Source organism: Variovorax sp. 05N34, from assembly GCF_056397405.1.
The window spans coordinates 368650-386729 of sequence record NZ_JBFTNI010000006.1 but is presented as its reverse complement, the minus strand read 5'-3'; the positions used below and the strand labels follow the sequence as shown (position 1 = coordinate 386729).

The following is an 18080-nucleotide window of genomic DNA, read 5'->3' as shown; positions in this document are numbered from 1 at the left end:
GAAAGCGTCAGTTGGCCCCAGAAAACCATCTCATCCAATTGCTGCCCCGCGCAGATCGCAAGCGTTTGCTTGCTGTTTGCCAGCCGGTTCAATTGGTGCTGGGGGATGTGGTGTACGAGTGCGCAGCGCACACCCGCTTTGCCTGGTTTCCGGTCGACGGATTCATTTCACTAGTCGCCCGTATCGATAGCCATCCGGGCCTGGAGGTCGGCATGGTCGGCCGCGAAGGCATGCTCGGAGCGCATCTGGCACTTGGCGTTTCGACCACGCCGTTACGCGCGGTGGTGCAGGGCCCTGGCACCGCCTGGCGCCTCACCGCTGCCAACTTCCGGCGCGAGCTTGAGCATAGCTCCGCGCTGCGGCGCGCAATGGCCCGCTATACGCATGTCCTCATGATGCAGTTGGCCGCGTCCGCTGCATGCCTGCGCTTTCATCTGATCGGGCCGCGCCTGGCGCGCTGGTTGCTGATGAGCCAGGACCGCGCGCATGCCGACAGCTTCGCCATGACGCAGGAATTTCTGGCCTACATGCTAGGCGTGCGTCGTGTTGGCATCACGGCAGCCGCTGGTGCCCTTCAGCGGAAGGAGCTGATCGAGTACCGTCGCGGCACCCTGACAGTACTGGATCGCGAGGGGCTCGAAGCGGTGGCCTGCGCGTGCTACGGCGCAGACCGGAGGGCATATCATGAATTGCTGTGACGTCACGCAAGCCTTCGTCTACTGCCAAGAGTTAAATTCCACACGCGGGGAAATGGCCAAGAAAATCCAGCTCAACGATGCACAGTGGAATAGGTTGCAAAGCCTGGCAAATGAAAATGGGAGGAGCCGGCCCGCCGAAACGACTGGCGTATCACATCGCTTGAGGTCCAATGGCTTGGTGGCATCCGACCCAAGAGGCTGCGAATACCTGACTGATCAAGGGGCGCGTCGATTGAGTCAGGGCCGGTAGCAGTGTGGGCTGCAGACGCTCTGAAAGTCGCCGCCAGCGCCCCGGCTCGGTCCCGAATGGTTCGCGGGCTCGCTGTTGTCGCAGCTTTCTCGCTCTGCCTCCATCACTGAACGAAAGCGCTGCAGGTGGCATTGGTCGTTGTCAAAGGCATACCCGCGCGCAAGCATCACGCTGGGTCCACCTGAACCACCGCTCCTTCCGGCAACGCCGCCCATGCGATCCATTCGCCCACGGCGATGCGGTGCGTCGCTTCGTCCGATTCGACATGGCCGTATCGCAGCACGAACCCGCGTTCCGCCAATTTCAGCGTCAACTCGAAACCCGGCCAGTCCGCCGGCACCCTGGGCGTGACCGAAAGTCGGTCCCCTCGCACCGTCAGCCCCAGCAGGGTCTCGACGGCGGCCCGATGCAACCATCCCGCCGAGCCGGTGTACCAGCTCCAGCCTCCGCGACCGGCGTAGGGGGCCCCGCCGTAGACGTCTCCAGCCATCACGTAGGGCTCGAGCTCATACAGTGGTCCCCTTTGCGGATGTCGCGCGCGATGTGCGGGGCTCAGGCCCTCGAATGTGAGCCAGGCCGCTTCGACATCGCCCTCCAGTGCTTGCGCCATCAGTGCCCACACGGCCGCGTGCGAGTACTGCCCGCCGTTCTCTCGCACGCCGGGGGGATAGGCCTGGATGTATCCGGGGTTGTTCGTCGATTGCACCAGGGGCGGGTGCAGCAAGCGCATCAAGCCGTGGGGCACGTCATGCAGGAGTTCTTTCATCGATGACAGCGCTCTCGACGTGTGTTCCTTGTCCGAGGCACGCGAGATCGTCGCCCACGCTTGGGCGATCAGGTCAATGCGGCATTCCTCATCGCTCGATGAGCCCAGCGGCGCGCCGTTGTCGAAGACGGCGCGCCGGAACCACGCGCCATCCCAGCCCGATGCATGCAAGGCCTCGACCCAGCCCCGCCGAGCCGTCTGCCATCGCTGCGCTCGAACTCGATCGCCGCGCGATTCCGCAAACGGCGCGAAGCGCTCAACCACATCGCAGAGGAACCATGCCAGCCAGACCGACTCCCCGCGGCCCTCATGGCCGACGCGGTTCATACCGTCGTTCCAGTCGCCCGTGCCCATCAGCGGCAATCCGTGTATGCCGGTCGCGAGACTGCGATCGATGGCGCGCGCGCCATGTTCGTACATGCTGGCCGCCCGGGTGCCGATCTGCGGCGCGTAGTACGCGTCCTCGGCCCCAAGTGCAACTTCCGGCCCTTCGATGAAGGGCGCTGTCTCATCGAGCACAGAGCGATCCGCCGTCACGTCGATGTAGTGCGAAACAGCATAGGGCAGCCACAAGAGATCGTCTGAGAAATGCGTGCGCACGCCTGCGCCGCCTGGCATGTGCCACCAGTGCTGTACGTCGCCTTCGGGAAACTGACGCGCCGCATTGATCAGTATCTGGTCGCGAAGACGCGCCGGATCAGTCAGTGCAAAGGCCATTGCATCCTGCAGCTGGTCGCGAAAGCCGAAGGCGCCGCCGGCCTGGTAGAAGCCGGCCTTGGACCAGAGCCTGCATGACAGCGTTTGGTACATCAGCCAACGGTTCACCATCGCATCGAAGAGCGGGTCTGGCGTGCGCACCTGCAGCCGACCCAGCAGTTCGTCCCAGAATGCGCGCGCCTGCGACAACGCTTCGGCACCGCTGCGTTGCTGCCAGCGGCGGGCCATCTGCATAGCGGCCTCCGGATCGTCCGCGTGTCCCAGCATGAAGGTGAAGCTGACGCTCTCGCTGGCCGGCAGGCTGAACTCGCCCGCGATGGCCGCGCAGCTATCGAGGCCGCTGCCGCCGCGCGCGTTCAGTGTCTGAGGCAGTTCGATCGCGCCTTGGCCGCCTGAGAAGAATTCGCCGCGGTCACAGGTCCACTGTGCCGCTGCGTTGAGCCCTGCAAGTTGCACGAAGGCGGTGCTGCCGCCGAAGCCTGCACTCGATTCGCGCTGCTGGCCGAACACCGCTGGCAGATCATTGGCCTTCCACGTATGCACGGTGCGGCGCTCCCCGCGCGCCGCCCCGAGTTGCCACTCCACCATGGCAAGCGCACGTAGCCGGCGCGCACTTGCACCGTCGTTGCGTACTTCGACGTGCACAAGCTTCATCCGCTCGTCACGGTCAACGAAGAATGTCGTTTCCATCATCACGCCGCGGTGCAGGCACTCGAAGACGGTGTAGCCCTGGCCATGGCGCACGCGGTGCGTTGTGGCGGTGGCGGTACTTGATCCCCCAGGCGTCAGCGGTAGCAATTCGCGAGTGTCAAGATCTTCCAGCAGGTAGTGTTCAAACGTCGGGTCGCAGACAGGATCGTTGGACCAGGGTGTGATCTGGTGGAGCCGGCTGTTCACGGCCCATGTGTAGCCGGCGCCCGATTCCGAGACCTGAAAGCCGAACGACGCATTGGCGATGACGTTGATCCAGGGCCGCATCGGGCGACGGTGCATGTCGATATCGAAGCGGAACTCGCCGCTCTCGGGGTCGAAGTCGCCTTGCAACGAGTTCGCTGCTGCATCGACTTGGCGCGCTTGCGGGGCCGCCTGGACCGGCGGAGCCGCCAAGCGCACTACCCTGGGAAGGTTGTTCGGGCTGACTGCGGCCTGGCGCAGCGCTGCCACCTGGGATTCGAGCGCTCTTCCGTCGGCGGTAAAGACCACGCGCGCCAGACTGGACAGCGCCGCTTTTTCCGGAGGCGCCACTTCGGCGTCGCGCAGCAGGTAGAACCCCGCGGCGTCGTTGCGCGGGAAGCTGTTCTGCGTCTGTTGGCCGACACGAGTGCGCAGCGCTTCGATCTCCCGTTGCAGCGGCATCAGGTATGACTGCGGCTCGCTATTGAGCACCACCAGGTCACAAGCCACGCCGCCAAATCCCCACCAAGGTTGCGCGCGCAGCAACGTGTCGACCAGGCCCATTCCAGCGATGGAGTGGATGGTGACCAGAACGATCGGCTTGTCGCCCGAAATTCCGAAGCGCCAGATCTGATGCAGGTCGATCAAGCCGCGATCGCGCATGACACGAGGCGTGGTGTATGTAAGGATCGTGGTGAGGTCCTGCAGCGCCACGTTCGTCGCCGGGTCGATGCTCAGGTCGCGCAATCTCACCTGCGCGAGAGTGGCTGCCATGCGCGTCGCGCGTTGGACGTGCATCGGCTGCGCATACCGATCGATGCGGGGCATCAGTTCCTCCGCGCTGTCGGCGGCAGCGGTCGCAAAGGTCACGCGCGCAGTGGCTCCTGGCGCAATCGAAAGACGCACGCGCAAGCAGGCAATAGGATCGAGGCCATTGATCGGCAAGCCGTCGGCCCCCCGCGGTTGCGGATCGAGCACCGGCGTCGCGAGCGTGCGATTGCGCCCGACGAAGGCGCGCCGGTCGGTCATGCAGTCGACAGCCAGCACCAGAGCATCGACCGCTGCGATGAAGTGCGCGGCCGCCATCATGGGTTCGCCTTGCAGCCGAGGCTTGCGGGACATCCGCAGCGCGCGCCAATCCGGGTCCCAGCGGCTCTCGAGGAAAAGATTGGCGAAAGCCGGGTGCGCCTCATCTGCCTTCGGGTCGGAGAGTACCGGCTCAAAATATGAAAAGAGTTCCATGGTGCGCGTCTCGGCGCCCGTGTTGTGCAGCGATACAGTGCGCAGTTCCGTGTCGTCCTCGGGACTGATAAGCACCGTGATGCGCGCCTGCAATCCCGGCCCGCTCGCGTCGAACTGAACCTGGTCGGCCAGAAAGCGCGCACGGTAGCGCCAGTCTTCGCCCGGGGCAGGCAAGGCTGTCAAGGAGGCCAGCGCGCTGCTGCCTGCATCGCGCACGTAGAAGAACGTGCCGTAGCCGTCGCGCAGCGGATCGTCGCGCCAACGGCTCACGTTGAACGCCCGCCAGCGGCTCACGCCCGCGCCATTGGCGCGCAGCGCCACTGTGTATTGACCATTGGACAGCAAGTGCGTGGGTTGAAAGCCGCGCTCCATCGGATCGACCACCCGTGGTTGATAGATGGGAGGCGCTTCGCCAATTGCCGGCACTGGCGGTGTGCGCGGATCCGCGCTGCCGATGATCTGCCGCGGCGTACGCTCGTGAAGCAACGACTGATGCGCCTGCACGAGGGGTGCGCTGCCGAACCAGCGGCGCGGCGCACCGTTGCGCGCGGCGTTGCAAAGCGCCACGAGCGTCATGCCGTGGTGATGGGCCATGACATTGCGCACGATGGTAAAGGGCTGGCCGGCGGGCTGACGCGAGACGGTGAAATCGACCGCGTCGAAGAAGCCGAACTCGCCGCGTGTGCCGAGCGACTCGAGCAGACGAAGGTTCTCGAAAGCATCGACCGGCCGCAGCAGCGCCGCCATTGCGGTGGCGTAAGGCGCGACTACGCGATCGGTCGGGGGCGTTCTACGCAGCGCAAGGCGGGGCACGCCAAAGGGGGAGTACTGGTAGGCGAGCGAATGGTCCCGCGCGAAGTAGGCCGACTCCGAAACGCCCCATGGCAGGTTCTGCGTCGAGCCGAAGTTCTGCTGCTCACTGATGGCGGCAAGGTTGGCGACTTGCAGCAAACCGCCGACCGGCTCCGCCATCACGAGCGCCGGCATCAAGTATTCGAACATCGAGCCAGACCAGGACTTGAGGCCGGCTCTCACGCCCACCGAGAGAAAGGGCCTGCCGAGTGCCATCCAGTGCCGCTGGGGGACGTCGCCCTTCGCAATGGCAAGGAAGCTCAGGAGGCGCGATTCGGAGGCGAGCAGGTCGTAGTAGCTCGCATCGAGGGCGTTCTCTTCGACCCGCAGGCCGATGTGAAAGAGGTGCCGCTTGACGTCATAGAGCCCTCGGAAATCCATTCCGGCGCACAAGATCTCGCAACGCCGAGCGATCGTCTCCAACTGGATGCTTCCGGAAGAAAAGCTGCGGCACGCCTGCGCAACGGCAATCAGATGGCCCGCCAGGTTGCCGCTGTCCACGCTCGATACATAGGCGGGCGGCAGCATCCGCAGCGTTTGCGTGTCGTACCAGTTGTAGAGATGGCCTTCATGCTTTTCGAGCCGATCGACAGTGTCAAGCGTCGCGGTCAGCCGAGCAGCAAGCGCTGGCGTGTCGATCCACCCGAACTCACGTGCACAGCAGCATGACAGAAGGTACATGCCGATGTTGGTGGGCGAAGTTCGATGGGCAATGATCGGTTCGGGATCGAGTTGCAGGTTGTCAGGCGGCAGATGGTTGTCCTCGGGGCCGACCACGCGCTCGAAGAAGTGCCAGGTGTCGTGTGCCAGGGCCTCGAGATAGCCGTGCTGTTCGCCAGTCAGCGCGCCTTCGATTGGCGTGCGGCTGCTCCACCAAGCGACGAGGGGGGCGAGCATCCACAGCACGAAAAGAACAGCACCCACTTGGGGGTGCGGGCTCCATAGCGACGCCACCGCGAGCGCGATGCACACCGCGCTCGTCAAACCCGCACCTCGCAGGAACGCAGGCAGGTCGTAGCGCGCCTGCATTTGCGCCTGGGCTGCGGTCGTCCATTCGAGCAAATGTCGCCGACTGACTGCGATCCGCCACGCAGCGCGTGCGGAGGCGTCCAGAAGCAGGAGCGTCTGCGCCGCGAGTTGCACGAACTGCCATGCACCGCTGGCCGTGGCGCGAAGCAACTCGACGGAACCGACATCAAAAAAGTGGGGCAGCTCGATCGAGCGCCGCGTCGGCACCAGCCCCGCGAGCGCTCCCAGCAACGGACCGAGAACGAGCGCCGCGCCCACAGCGGTGAGCGCCCAGCTCAAGGGGAATGAATCGGTGAAGACAACCCATGCGAGCAGCGCCGCGGACGCTGGCACTACCATGGCACGCCGCAGGTTATCAGTCATCTTCCACAAGCCGAGTACGTCAATTCCGAAGCGTCGCGCGTGCAACATGAACGGCAACAGCTGCCAGTCGCCGCGCGTCCAGCGGTGAATGCGCGAGGCGGCGACACCGGGATGGTGGGGATGGCCTTCGAGCAGGACCAGGTCGCTCACCATCGCACAGCGGGCAACCGTGCCTTCGAGCAAATCGTGGCTCAGCACGAGGCCATCGGGCACGCGCCGATCCAGCGCGAAATGCACGGCCTGCACATTGAGCAGGCCCTTACCGGTGAAGGAGCCGGTGCCGAAGAAGTCTTGATAGATGTCGAAAGCGCCGTTGCTGTAAGGGTCGAGTCCGCATTGGCCCGCGAACATCCAGTGAAACAACGAGCGCTCGCGCCGCTCGGGAAAGGGTGCGACGACGCGCGGCTGAAAGATGCCAAAGCCAGCAGCGACGCGTCGGCCGACTTGGTCGATCTGCGGCGCATTGAGGGGATGAGCCGCCACCGCGACGAGTTCGCGTAGCGTGCCTGGAGGCAGGCCGGTGTCGCTATCGAGCGTCAATACATAGGGGATTCGTGCCGCAAGCCTAAATCCCGCGGCCATCGGAACAAATCCGCTCGTATCGCCGACCGCGAGCACCCGCAGCAGCATCTCGAGCTTGCCGCGCTTTCTCTCCCAGCCCATCCAGCGCTGTTCGGTGTCGGACCACGTTCGTGGACGATGCAGAAGCGCGAAGCGAGGAGGAGCGGACGCCGGAGCGGGATATACCTCGTTGAGGGCTGAGACGCGCCGGACTGCGTCATCCAGCAAGGCCGAGTCGTCCGGCATCTCGGCGTGCGGCGCATCTTCCCAGTCCGTCAACAGCGCAAATTGCGCATGGTCCTCGCGACTCGCAAGCCAATGGAGCTCGAGGCGATGGACAAGCTGCGCATTGGCTTCGAGCGAATCCAGCATGGACGGAATGACCACGAGTACGGAATGCGCTTGCGGAATGCCCTCCGCAAAATCCAGCCGCGGCAATGCGTTGACATGGGTCGACTCAGCCAAGATGCGGTGCAGCAGCGCAATCACTGCTTCAGAAAGCGGCCAGGCAAGCAGTACCAGCGCCACGATCGACTTCCAAGTTGCGACCTGCCATCCGACGCGATCGAGTTCGTGTACCGCTGCTGCGAGCAGCAGCGCGATGCCGCTGATGATCGTGATCACGTAAAGCGGCAGGCGCCAGTTGCCGGGCGCAGTCTTCGGCTGCGCGAGAGGGCGCGCGCCGCTGCCGCCCGCCGCCAGCGCAGCGATCAATGACGTACGACCTTCACCGAAGAGGTAATAGCCTGCCGTTTGTTGGGCCAGCAACCAAGGGTCCGTGTCGTCCTCTGGCTTGCGCGGCTCGGCCACGGCGTCAGATGCCTGGCGCAATACCTCCCGAGCGACTTCGCTTTCAGGGTGGCGACTTGTGCGCGCGACCTGCTCCATGGCGTGAGTGATCTGCCGTCTGGTGATTTCACTTTCGCGGCTGAAGCTCGGCAGTGTTCGCAGCACGCGCAAAGACCGGCTGACCGGTTCGATCAAGTCGGCCCACTCGAGCTGGCCGATCATGCGCAGCGTCGTGATGATGTTGCCGACGGTGAGATTGGCGGCCGCCTGCGCGGTTTGCGCCTCTGCAATCAGCGCGGGACCATTGGGGCAGTGTTGTTCCGTCCACTTCACGAGCACAGGTAAGTCGTCCCCGTGCTCGACCGGAAGACGCTGCCACAGTTGGGTGAGATAGATCCACTGCATGCCGCGGCTTTGAAGCGCGCGGTACAGCACATCCAGGTCCTGCACGCACAGCGCCCCCGCCGCATCCCACACTGCATGTGCGATCTCCCGTGCGGCCTTGTGCTCGGCGATGCTTTCGGCGACGCGCCGCAGATTTTCCAGCAGCACCACGCGTAGCGTCGTCGGTAAAGCCCACAGTTCACCGAGCGCGAGTTCGTCGACGTCTTGATAGGCGTTGAGGAAGGCGGTGAACAGCTCCTCGTTCAGCACGCTGTCGGTATGGGCCACATAGGCCCAAGCGATACCGTAGACGCGCGGCAGGCCGGTCAAAGGTTCTTCGGAGAGCTTGGGCAGGCGCGCGTAGTAGCTGCGGGGCACGCCCTCGCGAATCTGATGGAGTTGCGCCTCGACCAAATGAAAATTGTCGAGCAGCCATTCGGCCGCCGGCGTCACATAGCGGCCGCTGCGCGAAGTCAGTGCGATGTAGTCGAAGGACTCGCGCAGCGATTCGAGGTTTTTGTCCACCCTCGGGAAAAAAGGAGCGCTGCCGCCGCGAGAGGCGTCGTGCTGCACCACCTGCGCGCGGGCCAGGCTTTGGCCGTGCTGCTCGAAACGTTGCGCACCGAACAGCTCCGCCCGAATCGGGGGTTCTACCTGCGGATGGGGGCCAAAGAGGAGACGGCGTGCATATTCGCTGAGCATGGCGAGCCGGGCGACGACCGCAGCGGCACTCAAGCGACCGCGAACAGTCCGATGCCGAGCACCGCGGCCACGCAGGCCATGGTCACGAGGCGGCCAGCGGCGACTGAACGCACCCGCTGTAGATGGCTCCTGATCGAAAACCATCGCCCTCGTGCCAACGCGCAATGTCGCATGTGGGCAGACAGCGCGTCAAAGTCGCCGGTGATGAATTCGATTTGAGAACCGGCGAGCAATTGGGGGGGCGACATGGCGAAGATTCCTGTGGACGAACCTTGACCACCGCGCAATTGCGAGAGCTGTGAACGTGACTGTCAGGGTACTCTTAATTGCAGACTCTTGTGTCTTCTTTGTCTGGTTTCGACGTAGGAAGCTGCGCCGTGTTCAGCGAATTTGCTTGCGGGAGGTCCTGGATGCGCGCCTACGCGCCCGAACAAGCGGGCGTCTTCGCTTGTCTGCAGAAGACGCCCGCGGCCCCGTCACGCGTGGGGACCACGCGATGCCATGCTCGCTACCTCAAGTTGCGCTGCACTGATAGTTCGCGCCATCGTTGATGTCACCGCTACCCTTGTATTTTGGGTACGCCGGGTATTGGCAGAGCGGGCGCGAAAACAGCGTTGCTCCGGACGAATTCACCTTGGTCGCGGCTGGCGTGCCCGGGTCAGTACCCTTCTCCACCCAGGCCATGGTCGGCGTCAGCAAGTCGAAGGTGTCAGCGCCCGGTCCGCCTCCGCAGTGGTTCACACCAGCAGCAATGTAGAGCCGCGAATTGGCAGCAGCTGCGGCACCTGCCGACGAAGCCACGGGCTCCCATGTTCGGATCGTGTCCCTATGCGACAGCAATGCATCGTCGGAGCCGTGCCAAATCACTATCTTCTTGCCTGCCTTGAGGTAGTCGGAAAGGCCGCTTACCGATGCACTGAAGCCGTAGTAGCCATCAATCACGCCCGCGATGCTAGGGTAGTAGGTGTCTACGCTGAAGCCGGAAGGCGACCAATTCGCGTCGTTGAGGACAATGTTCCTCATATGGCCCACGCCGAGCGAAGCATAGGCCGGGCCCCATTGGGCCATGCTTCCGACGCCGAAGCCCGAGTAAATCGTTCTGCCGTCCACCAGCTTGAGGTCCGTCATGAGCGCCTTGACGGCGGAGGCTTCGTCGGCAGTCAGGCCTGCCGCAGCGGGGACGTCAGTCGTTGGATCGAATTGGCATGCTGACCAGTTCGAGACGATTCCGTCGGCCGCCCCGTCAAGTGCATCGCACTTGGCAACGGCGGCGGCATTGACCGCCGCGAGCTTGGTCGACGAGGGCATTGCAAGTGCCGATGCACGCGTCCACTGCTCGATCTGGCCAGGGAGATTTCGAGTTGGCGCGCCCGCGATAACAGCATCGAAATCCGAGCCGTACTTTGCCGCGGCGTTCAGCGCTCCTCGGCCCCCGTTCGAACAGCCTTGGTAATACGAGTAGCTGGCTGTCTTCGCGTAGTACTTCTCCGCGACTGCCTTGCCAAATTTCGTCGCAACATTGATGGCGGTATGCGCATACAGCTGCACGACAGCAGAGTTATTCAGGAGTACGGCACCGCTCGGGTCGCGGTGGCCACCATTGTTCGCAGTGAGCACCGCGTGCTGCGATAAGGCGACGTTTGTTTTTCCCACGGGAGGAATGGAGCCATCGAACCCTCCTCCACCCTGCTGAACGAACCGCCGCTGCCAGACATCGGGCAGACGGACCTCAATGTCGTGCTGCGTGCCAACCTGCGTTCCATTGACCTTGCAGTACGCTGGCAACGTTGCTGTGGCGGGAACGTTCACGGCGGCCGTAACCTGGACGTTCTCGATGGTTTGCCCCGCCAGCGTGTCGCACGAGATTGCTGGGGCGACGTCAGCGGTAGGTGATTCGCCACCTCCGGTGGGTCCGGGGGCGGTTCCACTCGAAGGTGCGCTACCGCTTGGTGTTCCAGCAATTGGCGGGAGAGCGTACCCGCCGCCGCCGCCGCATCCAGCAATGAGTGCGGCCGCTGCAACAAAGCAAGCCAAGGGCACTCGAAGCGAAGCAGGTTCCGAGGTTTGAACTGAAGGAATCATCACGTTTGTCTCCTGTGGGTTGTTGTGGGTGAAGCGATTCGGAGGCTTAGTCGAGCCTGATGGAATTTGCCTTGATGACCTTCCCCCAGCGCTCTCGCTCCGCTTCCACATAGGCGGTCATCTGTTGTGGTGTGCCAGGCATTCCTTCCAATGCGAGGGTTTGGAAGCGGGCCTTGACCGGTGTCGAGTTGAGCGCGTCCTGCAACGACTTGCTCAGCTTCGAAACCACCTCAGCGGAGGTGCCGGCTGGGACGACCAATCCTTGCCATGCATAGGCAGTGAAGTCCTTCACACCTTGCTCGCTGAGAGTGGGAACGTGAGGCATCGTGGCCAACCGAGACGGGCTCGCGACGCCGAGTGCGCGCAGCTTCCCTGTGGCGATGTATTGCTGCACGCTCGCCGTATCGATGAAGCCGAATGGAATCTGCCCGCCCATCAAGTCCTGAACGGCAGGGGCGGCGCCTCGATATGGCGCGTGCTGCAAGCTCAAGCCGGTGCGCTCCCGAAAGAGCTCTGCTGCCAAGTGGTGGGGACTCCCGACTCCTGCCGATGCATACGCTACCGGTCCATTGGCCTTGGCCCATGCCAGAAACTCTGCAAGGTTCTTCGCCGGCACATTCGGACTGATCACCAGCAGCATGGGGAATCGTGCGAGCATGCCGACAGGTTGAAAGTCCTTCGCAGGGTCGTAGGGCAGCTTCGAAAACAACCACGGATTGACAGCCAAGGTCGCAAAATCCGCAGACAACAAGACGTGCCCGTAGTCCTTGGAATTCGCCACGTAGCCCGCGGCGATATTGGTTGCAGCGCCTGGCTTGTTGTTGATGACAATGGCCTGACCGAGCGACTTGCTCATGGCGTCGCCCACACTTCTTGCCACAACGTCCGAGCCGCCACCGGCAGCGTATCCAACAACCCACTCAATAGGCCGGCTATCCTGAGCGAACGCCGGAAGCGCAGGCATCGCGGCCGCGAGAAGCCCGGTTTGCAGCACGCTGCGACGTGAAAGTTTTATGCGGTTCATCTTGTCTCCGTTGGTAGTTTCAAATTAAGCGGGCTAGCCGCGAGCGGCGCGGAGCGCTTCGCAATGCACGGCGAGTGCACGCTGCAGGGCGGTGCTAAGCCAACCCGGGTCCGAAAGGCTGCCGCGTGCACAAACATGCTGGTCGGGACGCACGAGCAGGACTGAGCCTGGTTGCATCTCGTACCGCTTCGCGACCAGTCCCTGTGCGTCAATGAAATCTGCGTCAGCGACAGCTGGAGTTGCGGCTATTGCGAGCACCTTCAACTGACCCGCTGCCCCTGCTGCGTCGCGAAGCCTCGCCAAATGTCCGCTCTCGTCCCCGTCGGCGAAAGCGAGCGCGGTGAAGTCTGGCCCCAGGTGGCGCAGCAGCCAGGTCGACCTGCCATCAGGATGCCGAACTGGCGCATCACACGCCAGCGCACCAGGGACCATTCGTTCGCAAGCACCATCTGGCACCGGCGTATTCAAGGATGACTCGCGAAGGGTGGATGGGACCGAGAGACGCCCGCTGTTGACAAGCGAGCGCGCGAACGGGTGCTTCCGGGCGAGTTCCAGCACCGCGTCACGGAAAAGCCGACTCACTTCGCTCTTGGGCGTGATGAAGTCGGTCGCTCTGGTCGAGTTGAGGATGTTCTCGTCGGCGGCGTACTCACGTTCCGCTGCATAACTATCCAACAGCGCATCCGGCGCCCGCCTCTGCAAGACAGCTGCAAGCTTCCAGGCCAGGTTCTCGGCATCCTGCACGCCGGAATTCGCGCCGCGCGCTCCGAAGGGCGACACACCATGCGCAGAGTCACCCGCGAAGAAGATGCGCCCATGCCTGAACTTTTCCATGCGCAGGCATGCGAAGGTATAGACGCTTGCCCACTCAAGCTCGAACTCGGCGTCCTTCAGCCAAGTGTGGGCGAGCATCTGCTTGACTCGGGGAACGACGTTCTCCGGCTTCTTCTCCACTTCGGGATCGGCGTCCCATCCCAGTTGGAAGTCAATGCGCCACACGCCGTCAGGCTGCATGTGAAGCAGCACGCTTTGATTGCGATGGAACGGAGGATCGAACCAGAACCACCGCTCGGCGGGCTGTTCCAGCTTCATCTTCACGTCGGCGATGAGAAACCGGTCGCGAAAAATTCGGCCCTTGCTCTCCTCGCCAATGAGTTGGCGAACCGAGGATCTGGATCCGTCGCACGCGACCAGATAGTCGGCTGCCAGTCGGTAAGGACCCTCTGGCGTATCGATGGTCAGCAGAACGTGGTCGGCTTGTTGCTCTACGTTTGACACCTTGTTGTGCCAACGAAGGTCGATGAGCGGCAGATGTGCGGCTCGTTCTGCCAAGTAGCCCTCGACGTAGTACTGCTGCAGGTTGATGAAGGCTGGTCTTTCGTGCCCGTCCTCTGGCAAGAGGTCGAACTCATAGATTTGCTCGGCCCCGAAGAAGACGCGGCCGAAGTTCCAAGACACGCCTTTCTCGACCATCCGGTCGCCACATCCGAGCCGGTCGAAAATCTCAAGGGTGCGCTTGGCAAAGCAGATTGCACGTGAGCCCGTCGAAAGCCTGAAGTCGTTGTCGAGCAAGGCGACGGGCACGCCCCGCTGCGCCAGGTCAATCGCGAGGCTCAAGCCGACAGGCCCAGCGCCAACCACCACCACCGGCTTGCGTGCTGTTTCGGGAATGTCCTGGTCAGGAGACCGCTGAAAGTCGAATTCGAGGGCCTGAAAGTCCAATCCGCTTGTACCTGCATCAGGCAAGTCGGCGAACTTCATTCCTGGCCTCCGTTTGAGGCCGTCTTGCAGGCGGGGGCTTGTCTCATTGGGTCTGCCTTGAAGTAGCGGGCAGACGATACGGCTGGCCTGCAAATGAGACAACGCGATGACGCTCATGCCTAGAATGAGCACGATTCATGCTGCATTGCGGCACGCTTGCCACCCATGGCCCCTACCGACACAAGCCTCAAGCAACTTGACCTCAACCTTCTGGGGGTCCTCGACGCATTGCTGCGCGAACAGAGTGTCACCCGTGCGGCCGAATCACTTGGAACGACCCAGAGCGCTATCAGTCACTCGCTTGGCCGGCTTCGGTTCTTCTTCGACGACGCCCTGTTCGTGAAGTCGTCACAGGGGATGGTCGCCACGCGAAAGGCAGAGCTACTGCGACAGCCTGTCGTCGACATCATGGCCACCGTCCAGCAGCAAGTCTTGGCGGAAGCTGGCTTTCACCCAGCTCGATCGCGCCGAGCATTCGTGTTTGCGATGACGGACGTCGGAGAGTTGGTGTTCCTTCCGCCCCTTCTTACCGAACTGCGGCAGGAGGCGCCTAACTGCACTGTGCGGACGGTGCAGGTGCCCATCGAACAAATTGAAGGTCTACTGGCCTCTGGCGAGGTGGACTTGGCCTTGGGCTCCATCAGGTCGGCCCCAGAAGGCCTCTACCGCCAGCGCCTCTTCCTCAATACGTTCGTCACCGTCGTAAGCTCCCGCAACACTTCGATCAGTGACAGCCTGACGATGGAGCAGTTCCAGCAGATGCCCCAGGTTGTGGTTTCCCTCGAAGGCAAGCTTGGCACTGCCTACGACAAGCTGGTTGAGGAGCAGGGCCTGGAGCGCAACGTCTTCCTGACGACGCCTCATTTTCTCGTTGTGCCACTACTGCTTGAGCGGCATCCAGACCTCATCGCTACCGTTCCGATGGAACTTGCGAGCGCCTTCGCCAGGTACGGCACGCTGCGAATCGTAAAACCGCCGATTGAGCTTCCACAGTTCGCGTTGAGCCAGCACTGGCATCCCCGGTTTCACAACGACCCGGCGGTGTGTTGGTTGCGTGCCCTCGTGAAGCGAACGTTCGAGCACTACCGAGAACCCAACCTTGAACAACTTCCGAAGTAGCCATAAAAGCTTGGGAGGGCGAACTACTTGCGCCAGAATGCCCACCAAGGACCTGCACCTTTGTCTTTGGCGTGCAGGTCCGCCCCGAGCGTAGATTGGGCTCCGCTTCTTCGGCGCAGTTCGCGCTCGAGTTCATGAGCCCGACCATTCGCGTCTCGTTCTCCATGCAACGCGCGAGTCCGCCACTGTGTAGCCAGCGCGGCCAACTGGTCGTTGCTGAGATTCTCAAATTCGGACGGTGAATTCACGCGCTGCTCATCGCCACGCACGGCTGCTTCGGACCCATTGCCGGCGTTCATGTGCTTGTACTCTTCGAAACGTGATCCCTGCAACAGTTGCATGGGCCCGTCCGATGCTGACAGACTCCCCCAATGGCTGGCAACTGCCCTAAAGGGAAGTACCGATGCTGGCCTCGCACGGTGACAGTACTTGCCTATTGGCGCTGGTTCCGGCACACCTCGAGCACGACGCTGCGCAGCCATCGATGCGCCGGATCCCGGTCGTGTCGGGGGTGCCACATCTGGGAGATCGTGATGTGCTCCGTGGGCATCGGCAGTTCGAAGGAGCGCAGCCCGGTGCTTGCCCTCAGGTGCTCGAAGTACGACGCGGGTATCAGCGCCACCATGTCGGTCGCGGCCGCAGTCGACAGCGCGGTGCCGAAGCTGGGCACGACGACCGCGACATTCCGCGTCAAGCCGGAAGCGGCCAGCGCGTCGTCCACGAAACCCGTGATCCGTCTTCCGCGCGATGTGACCACGTGGTCGCATGCGGCATATCGCTCAGGGGTGATTTCGCCTTGCGCCAGGAGCGGATGCGCCTGCCGCACCACGGCAACGAAGCGATCGCGGTAGAGCGCCTGAACGCGCACCTCGGGGCCGGACTCGCCGAGAACACCGACGTCGAGATCGATCAGTCCCTCCCGCAGCGGGCGCACGTCCTTGTCCGGCTTGGGCGCGAAGCGCAGGCGCACGCCCGGCGCCTCGCGGGCGGTGCGCGCGACGAGCAGATGCGCAAAGGCCTCGGTGAAGCCATCGTTGGCCCGCACCGTGAACATGCGCACGAGCGTGCCCAGGTTCAGCCCGGGGCCCTCCGGCCGCAGCACGGCACTGGCTTCTTCGACCAGTTCCTTGACGCGGTCGCGCAGGGCCAGCGCGCGGGGTGTGGGAACCATGGCCCGGCCGGCGCGCACCAGGAGTTCGTCGCCGGTCGCTTCACGCAACCGCGCCAGGGTGCGGCTCATGGCCGACTCGCTCAGGCCCAGGCGCTCGGCCGCTCGCGAGACGCTGGCCTCGGAGAGAAGGGCGTTCAACGCGATCAGAAGGTTGAGGTCGGTGTCGGCCGGCATGCGCCGAAGCTAGCACGGCTTGGGAGCGCAAGGGTGGCGCCGCATGCATCAACAAGATGCGCGCCACGCGCTGGTTGGGCCGACACCCTCGACCTATGCTGACTTGGCGCGATCGAGCGTGCCCAGATGGAATCTACGTATGTTGTCACCTGTCCTCGAACCAGACTCTCCCACCGTCGCCCGCCGCGCCGAATCCGCTGCGGCAAGCGAGCTGGACGGTCTGCCACTGCCCCAGCGCTGCGCGGCGGTCGCCGCGATCCTCGGTGCGGGCGTGCTCGTGGTGCTCGACGGCGCCATCGCCAACGTCGCACTACCGAGCATTGCCCAGCAACTGGGGGCTGCGCCGGCCAACGCTGTCTGGATCGTCACCGCCTATCAGCTCGCGGTGGTGATGTTCCTGCTGCCCGCTTCGGCCATCGGCGAGAGCCTCGGCTATCGACGTGTGTTCGCTGGCGGTGTCGCGCTGTTCACCGCGGCTTCGGTGATGTGCGCGCTGGCGCCGTCATTGCCCTGGCTGCTGGCGGCAAGGTGCCTTCAGGGCCTGGGCGGTGCTGCCGTGATGCCGCTGGGCCTTGCGCTGTTGCGCTTCACCTATCCGCGCCGATTGCTGGGCCAGGCGATCGCATGGAACGCGCTGGCGGTGGCAGGCGCCTCGGCGGCGGGGCCGGCCGTCGGTGCCGCCTTGCTGTCGGTCGCGAGCTGGCCGTGGCTCTTCGCCGTGAACCTGCCGATTGGCGCCCTGGTGCTGGTCGCCTGTGCCGGATTGCCGAACCCGCGAGGCACTGGCCGTCGCATCGACCTCGTGAGCATCGCCCTCAACGCGATCATGTTCGCGGCCGTGGTGCTGGGCAGCGATCGGCTGCCTTCGTCGCCGTGGTGCGGCGCCGCATTGCTCGCTGCGGCTGCCGGTTCGATGGTTCTGCTGGTTCGGCGCGAGAAGCCCAAGGCGGCGCCGCTCATCCCGCTCGACCTTCTGCGGGTGCGATCGTTTCGGCTTTCGATCGTCGCGTCTGTGTGCTGCTTTACCGGCCAAATGATCGGCTACCTGGCGTTGCCCTTCTACTTCCAGCATGAGCTGGGCTTGAGCGCCATGGCGACCGGCGCCTTGATGACGCCGTGGCCTCTGGCAGTGATGGTGGCTGCGCCGTTGTCGGCGCGACTGGCCAAGCGAGTGCCGACGGCGTGGCTTTGCGCAGCCGGAGGTGCGTGCCTCGCGACCGGCCTCGCGTTGTGCGCCGTGTGGCCGCTTCACGGTGATCCTCGGCTGCCGTTGACCATCTTCACGAGCCTGGCAGGACTCGGCTTTGGATTCTTCCAGACGCCCAACAACCAGAACATGCTGCTGGCTGCCCCGAAAGAGCGGAGCGGAGCGGCCGGAGGTGCCCAGGGAACCGCGCGGCTTACGGGATTGACACTCGGCGGCCTATCGATGGGACTCTTGTTCGCGTTGCTGCCATCGGCCGGTGCTGTGCACTGGGGATTGACCCTCGCGGCATTGGCAG

General features: G+C 63.7%; 9 protein-coding genes and 1 pseudogene. 3 read left to right on the top strand and 7 right to left on the bottom strand.

What is annotated here, in order from left to right:
• The first annotated feature begins 11 nt into the window (after positions 1–11).
• Complete coding sequence (locus tag AC1DMA_RS18800; RefSeq protein ID WP_478145159.1) at positions 12–698, top strand: Crp/Fnr family transcriptional regulator; 687 nt, start codon at positions 12–14, stop codon at positions 696–698.
• Between the two features lie 416 nt (positions 699–1114).
• Here the strand turns inward: AC1DMA_RS18800 and AC1DMA_RS18795 are convergent, their stop codons facing one another.
• From AC1DMA_RS18795 to AC1DMA_RS18775, 5 genes are all read right to left on the bottom strand, one after another.
• Positions 1115–9280, bottom strand: a complete 8166-nt coding sequence (locus AC1DMA_RS18795) for a glycoside hydrolase family 94 protein (RefSeq protein ID WP_478145158.1) — start codon at positions 9278–9280, stop codon at positions 1115–1117.
• A complete protein-coding gene (locus AC1DMA_RS18790) occupies positions 9277–9495 on the bottom strand; it encodes a hypothetical protein (protein WP_478125653.1) in 219 nt (72 codons plus the stop codon). Before AC1DMA_RS18790 ends, AC1DMA_RS18795 begins: the two co-directional genes overlap by 4 nt.
• Before the next feature lie 265 nt (positions 9496–9760).
• Complete coding sequence (locus AC1DMA_RS18785; RefSeq protein WP_478145157.1) at positions 9761–11056, bottom strand: tannase/feruloyl esterase family alpha/beta hydrolase; 1296 nt, start codon at positions 11054–11056, stop codon at positions 9761–9763.
• Positions 11057–11375: 319 nt separating this feature from the next.
• Positions 11376–12353 carry a Bug family tripartite tricarboxylate transporter substrate binding protein gene (locus AC1DMA_RS18780; RefSeq protein ID WP_478145156.1) on the bottom strand — a complete coding sequence of 326 codons (978 nt, stop codon included), beginning with the start codon at positions 12351–12353 and terminating at the stop codon, positions 11376–11378.
• A 33-nt stretch (positions 12354–12386) separates the two neighbouring features.
• Positions 12387–14114: an FAD-dependent oxidoreductase gene (locus AC1DMA_RS18775; protein ID WP_478145155.1), complete on the bottom strand. Its 1728-nt coding sequence runs from the start codon at positions 14112–14114 to the stop codon at positions 12387–12389.
• Positions 14115–14279: 165 nt separating this feature from the next.
• Between AC1DMA_RS18775 and AC1DMA_RS18770 the strand changes: the two genes are divergently transcribed.
• The gene (locus AC1DMA_RS18770) at positions 14280–15233 is read left to right on the top strand and encodes a LysR family transcriptional regulator (protein WP_478145154.1); all 954 of its coding nucleotides are present in this window, start codon (positions 14280–14282) and stop codon (positions 15231–15233) included.
• A 23-nt stretch (positions 15234–15256) separates the two neighbouring features.
• Here AC1DMA_RS18770 and AC1DMA_RS18765 read toward each other — a convergent pair whose 3' ends face one another.
• Both AC1DMA_RS18765 and AC1DMA_RS18760 read right to left on the bottom strand, forming a co-directional pair.
• Complete coding sequence (locus AC1DMA_RS18765; protein WP_478125658.1) at positions 15257–15574, bottom strand: hypothetical protein; 318 nt, start codon at positions 15572–15574, stop codon at positions 15257–15259.
• Positions 15575–15666: 92 nt separating this feature from the next.
• The gene (locus AC1DMA_RS18760; protein ID WP_478145153.1) at positions 15667–16578 is read right to left on the bottom strand and encodes a LysR family transcriptional regulator; all 912 of its coding nucleotides are present in this window, start codon (positions 16576–16578) and stop codon (positions 15667–15669) included.
• Positions 16579–16621: 43 nt separating this feature from the next.
• On the opposite strand from AC1DMA_RS18760, the pseudogene AC1DMA_RS18755 reads away from it, so the two are divergent.
• A pseudogene (locus tag AC1DMA_RS18755) lies at positions 16622–17986 on the top strand (MFS transporter); the annotation flags it as partial.
• Positions 17987–18080 lie beyond the last annotated feature (94 nt).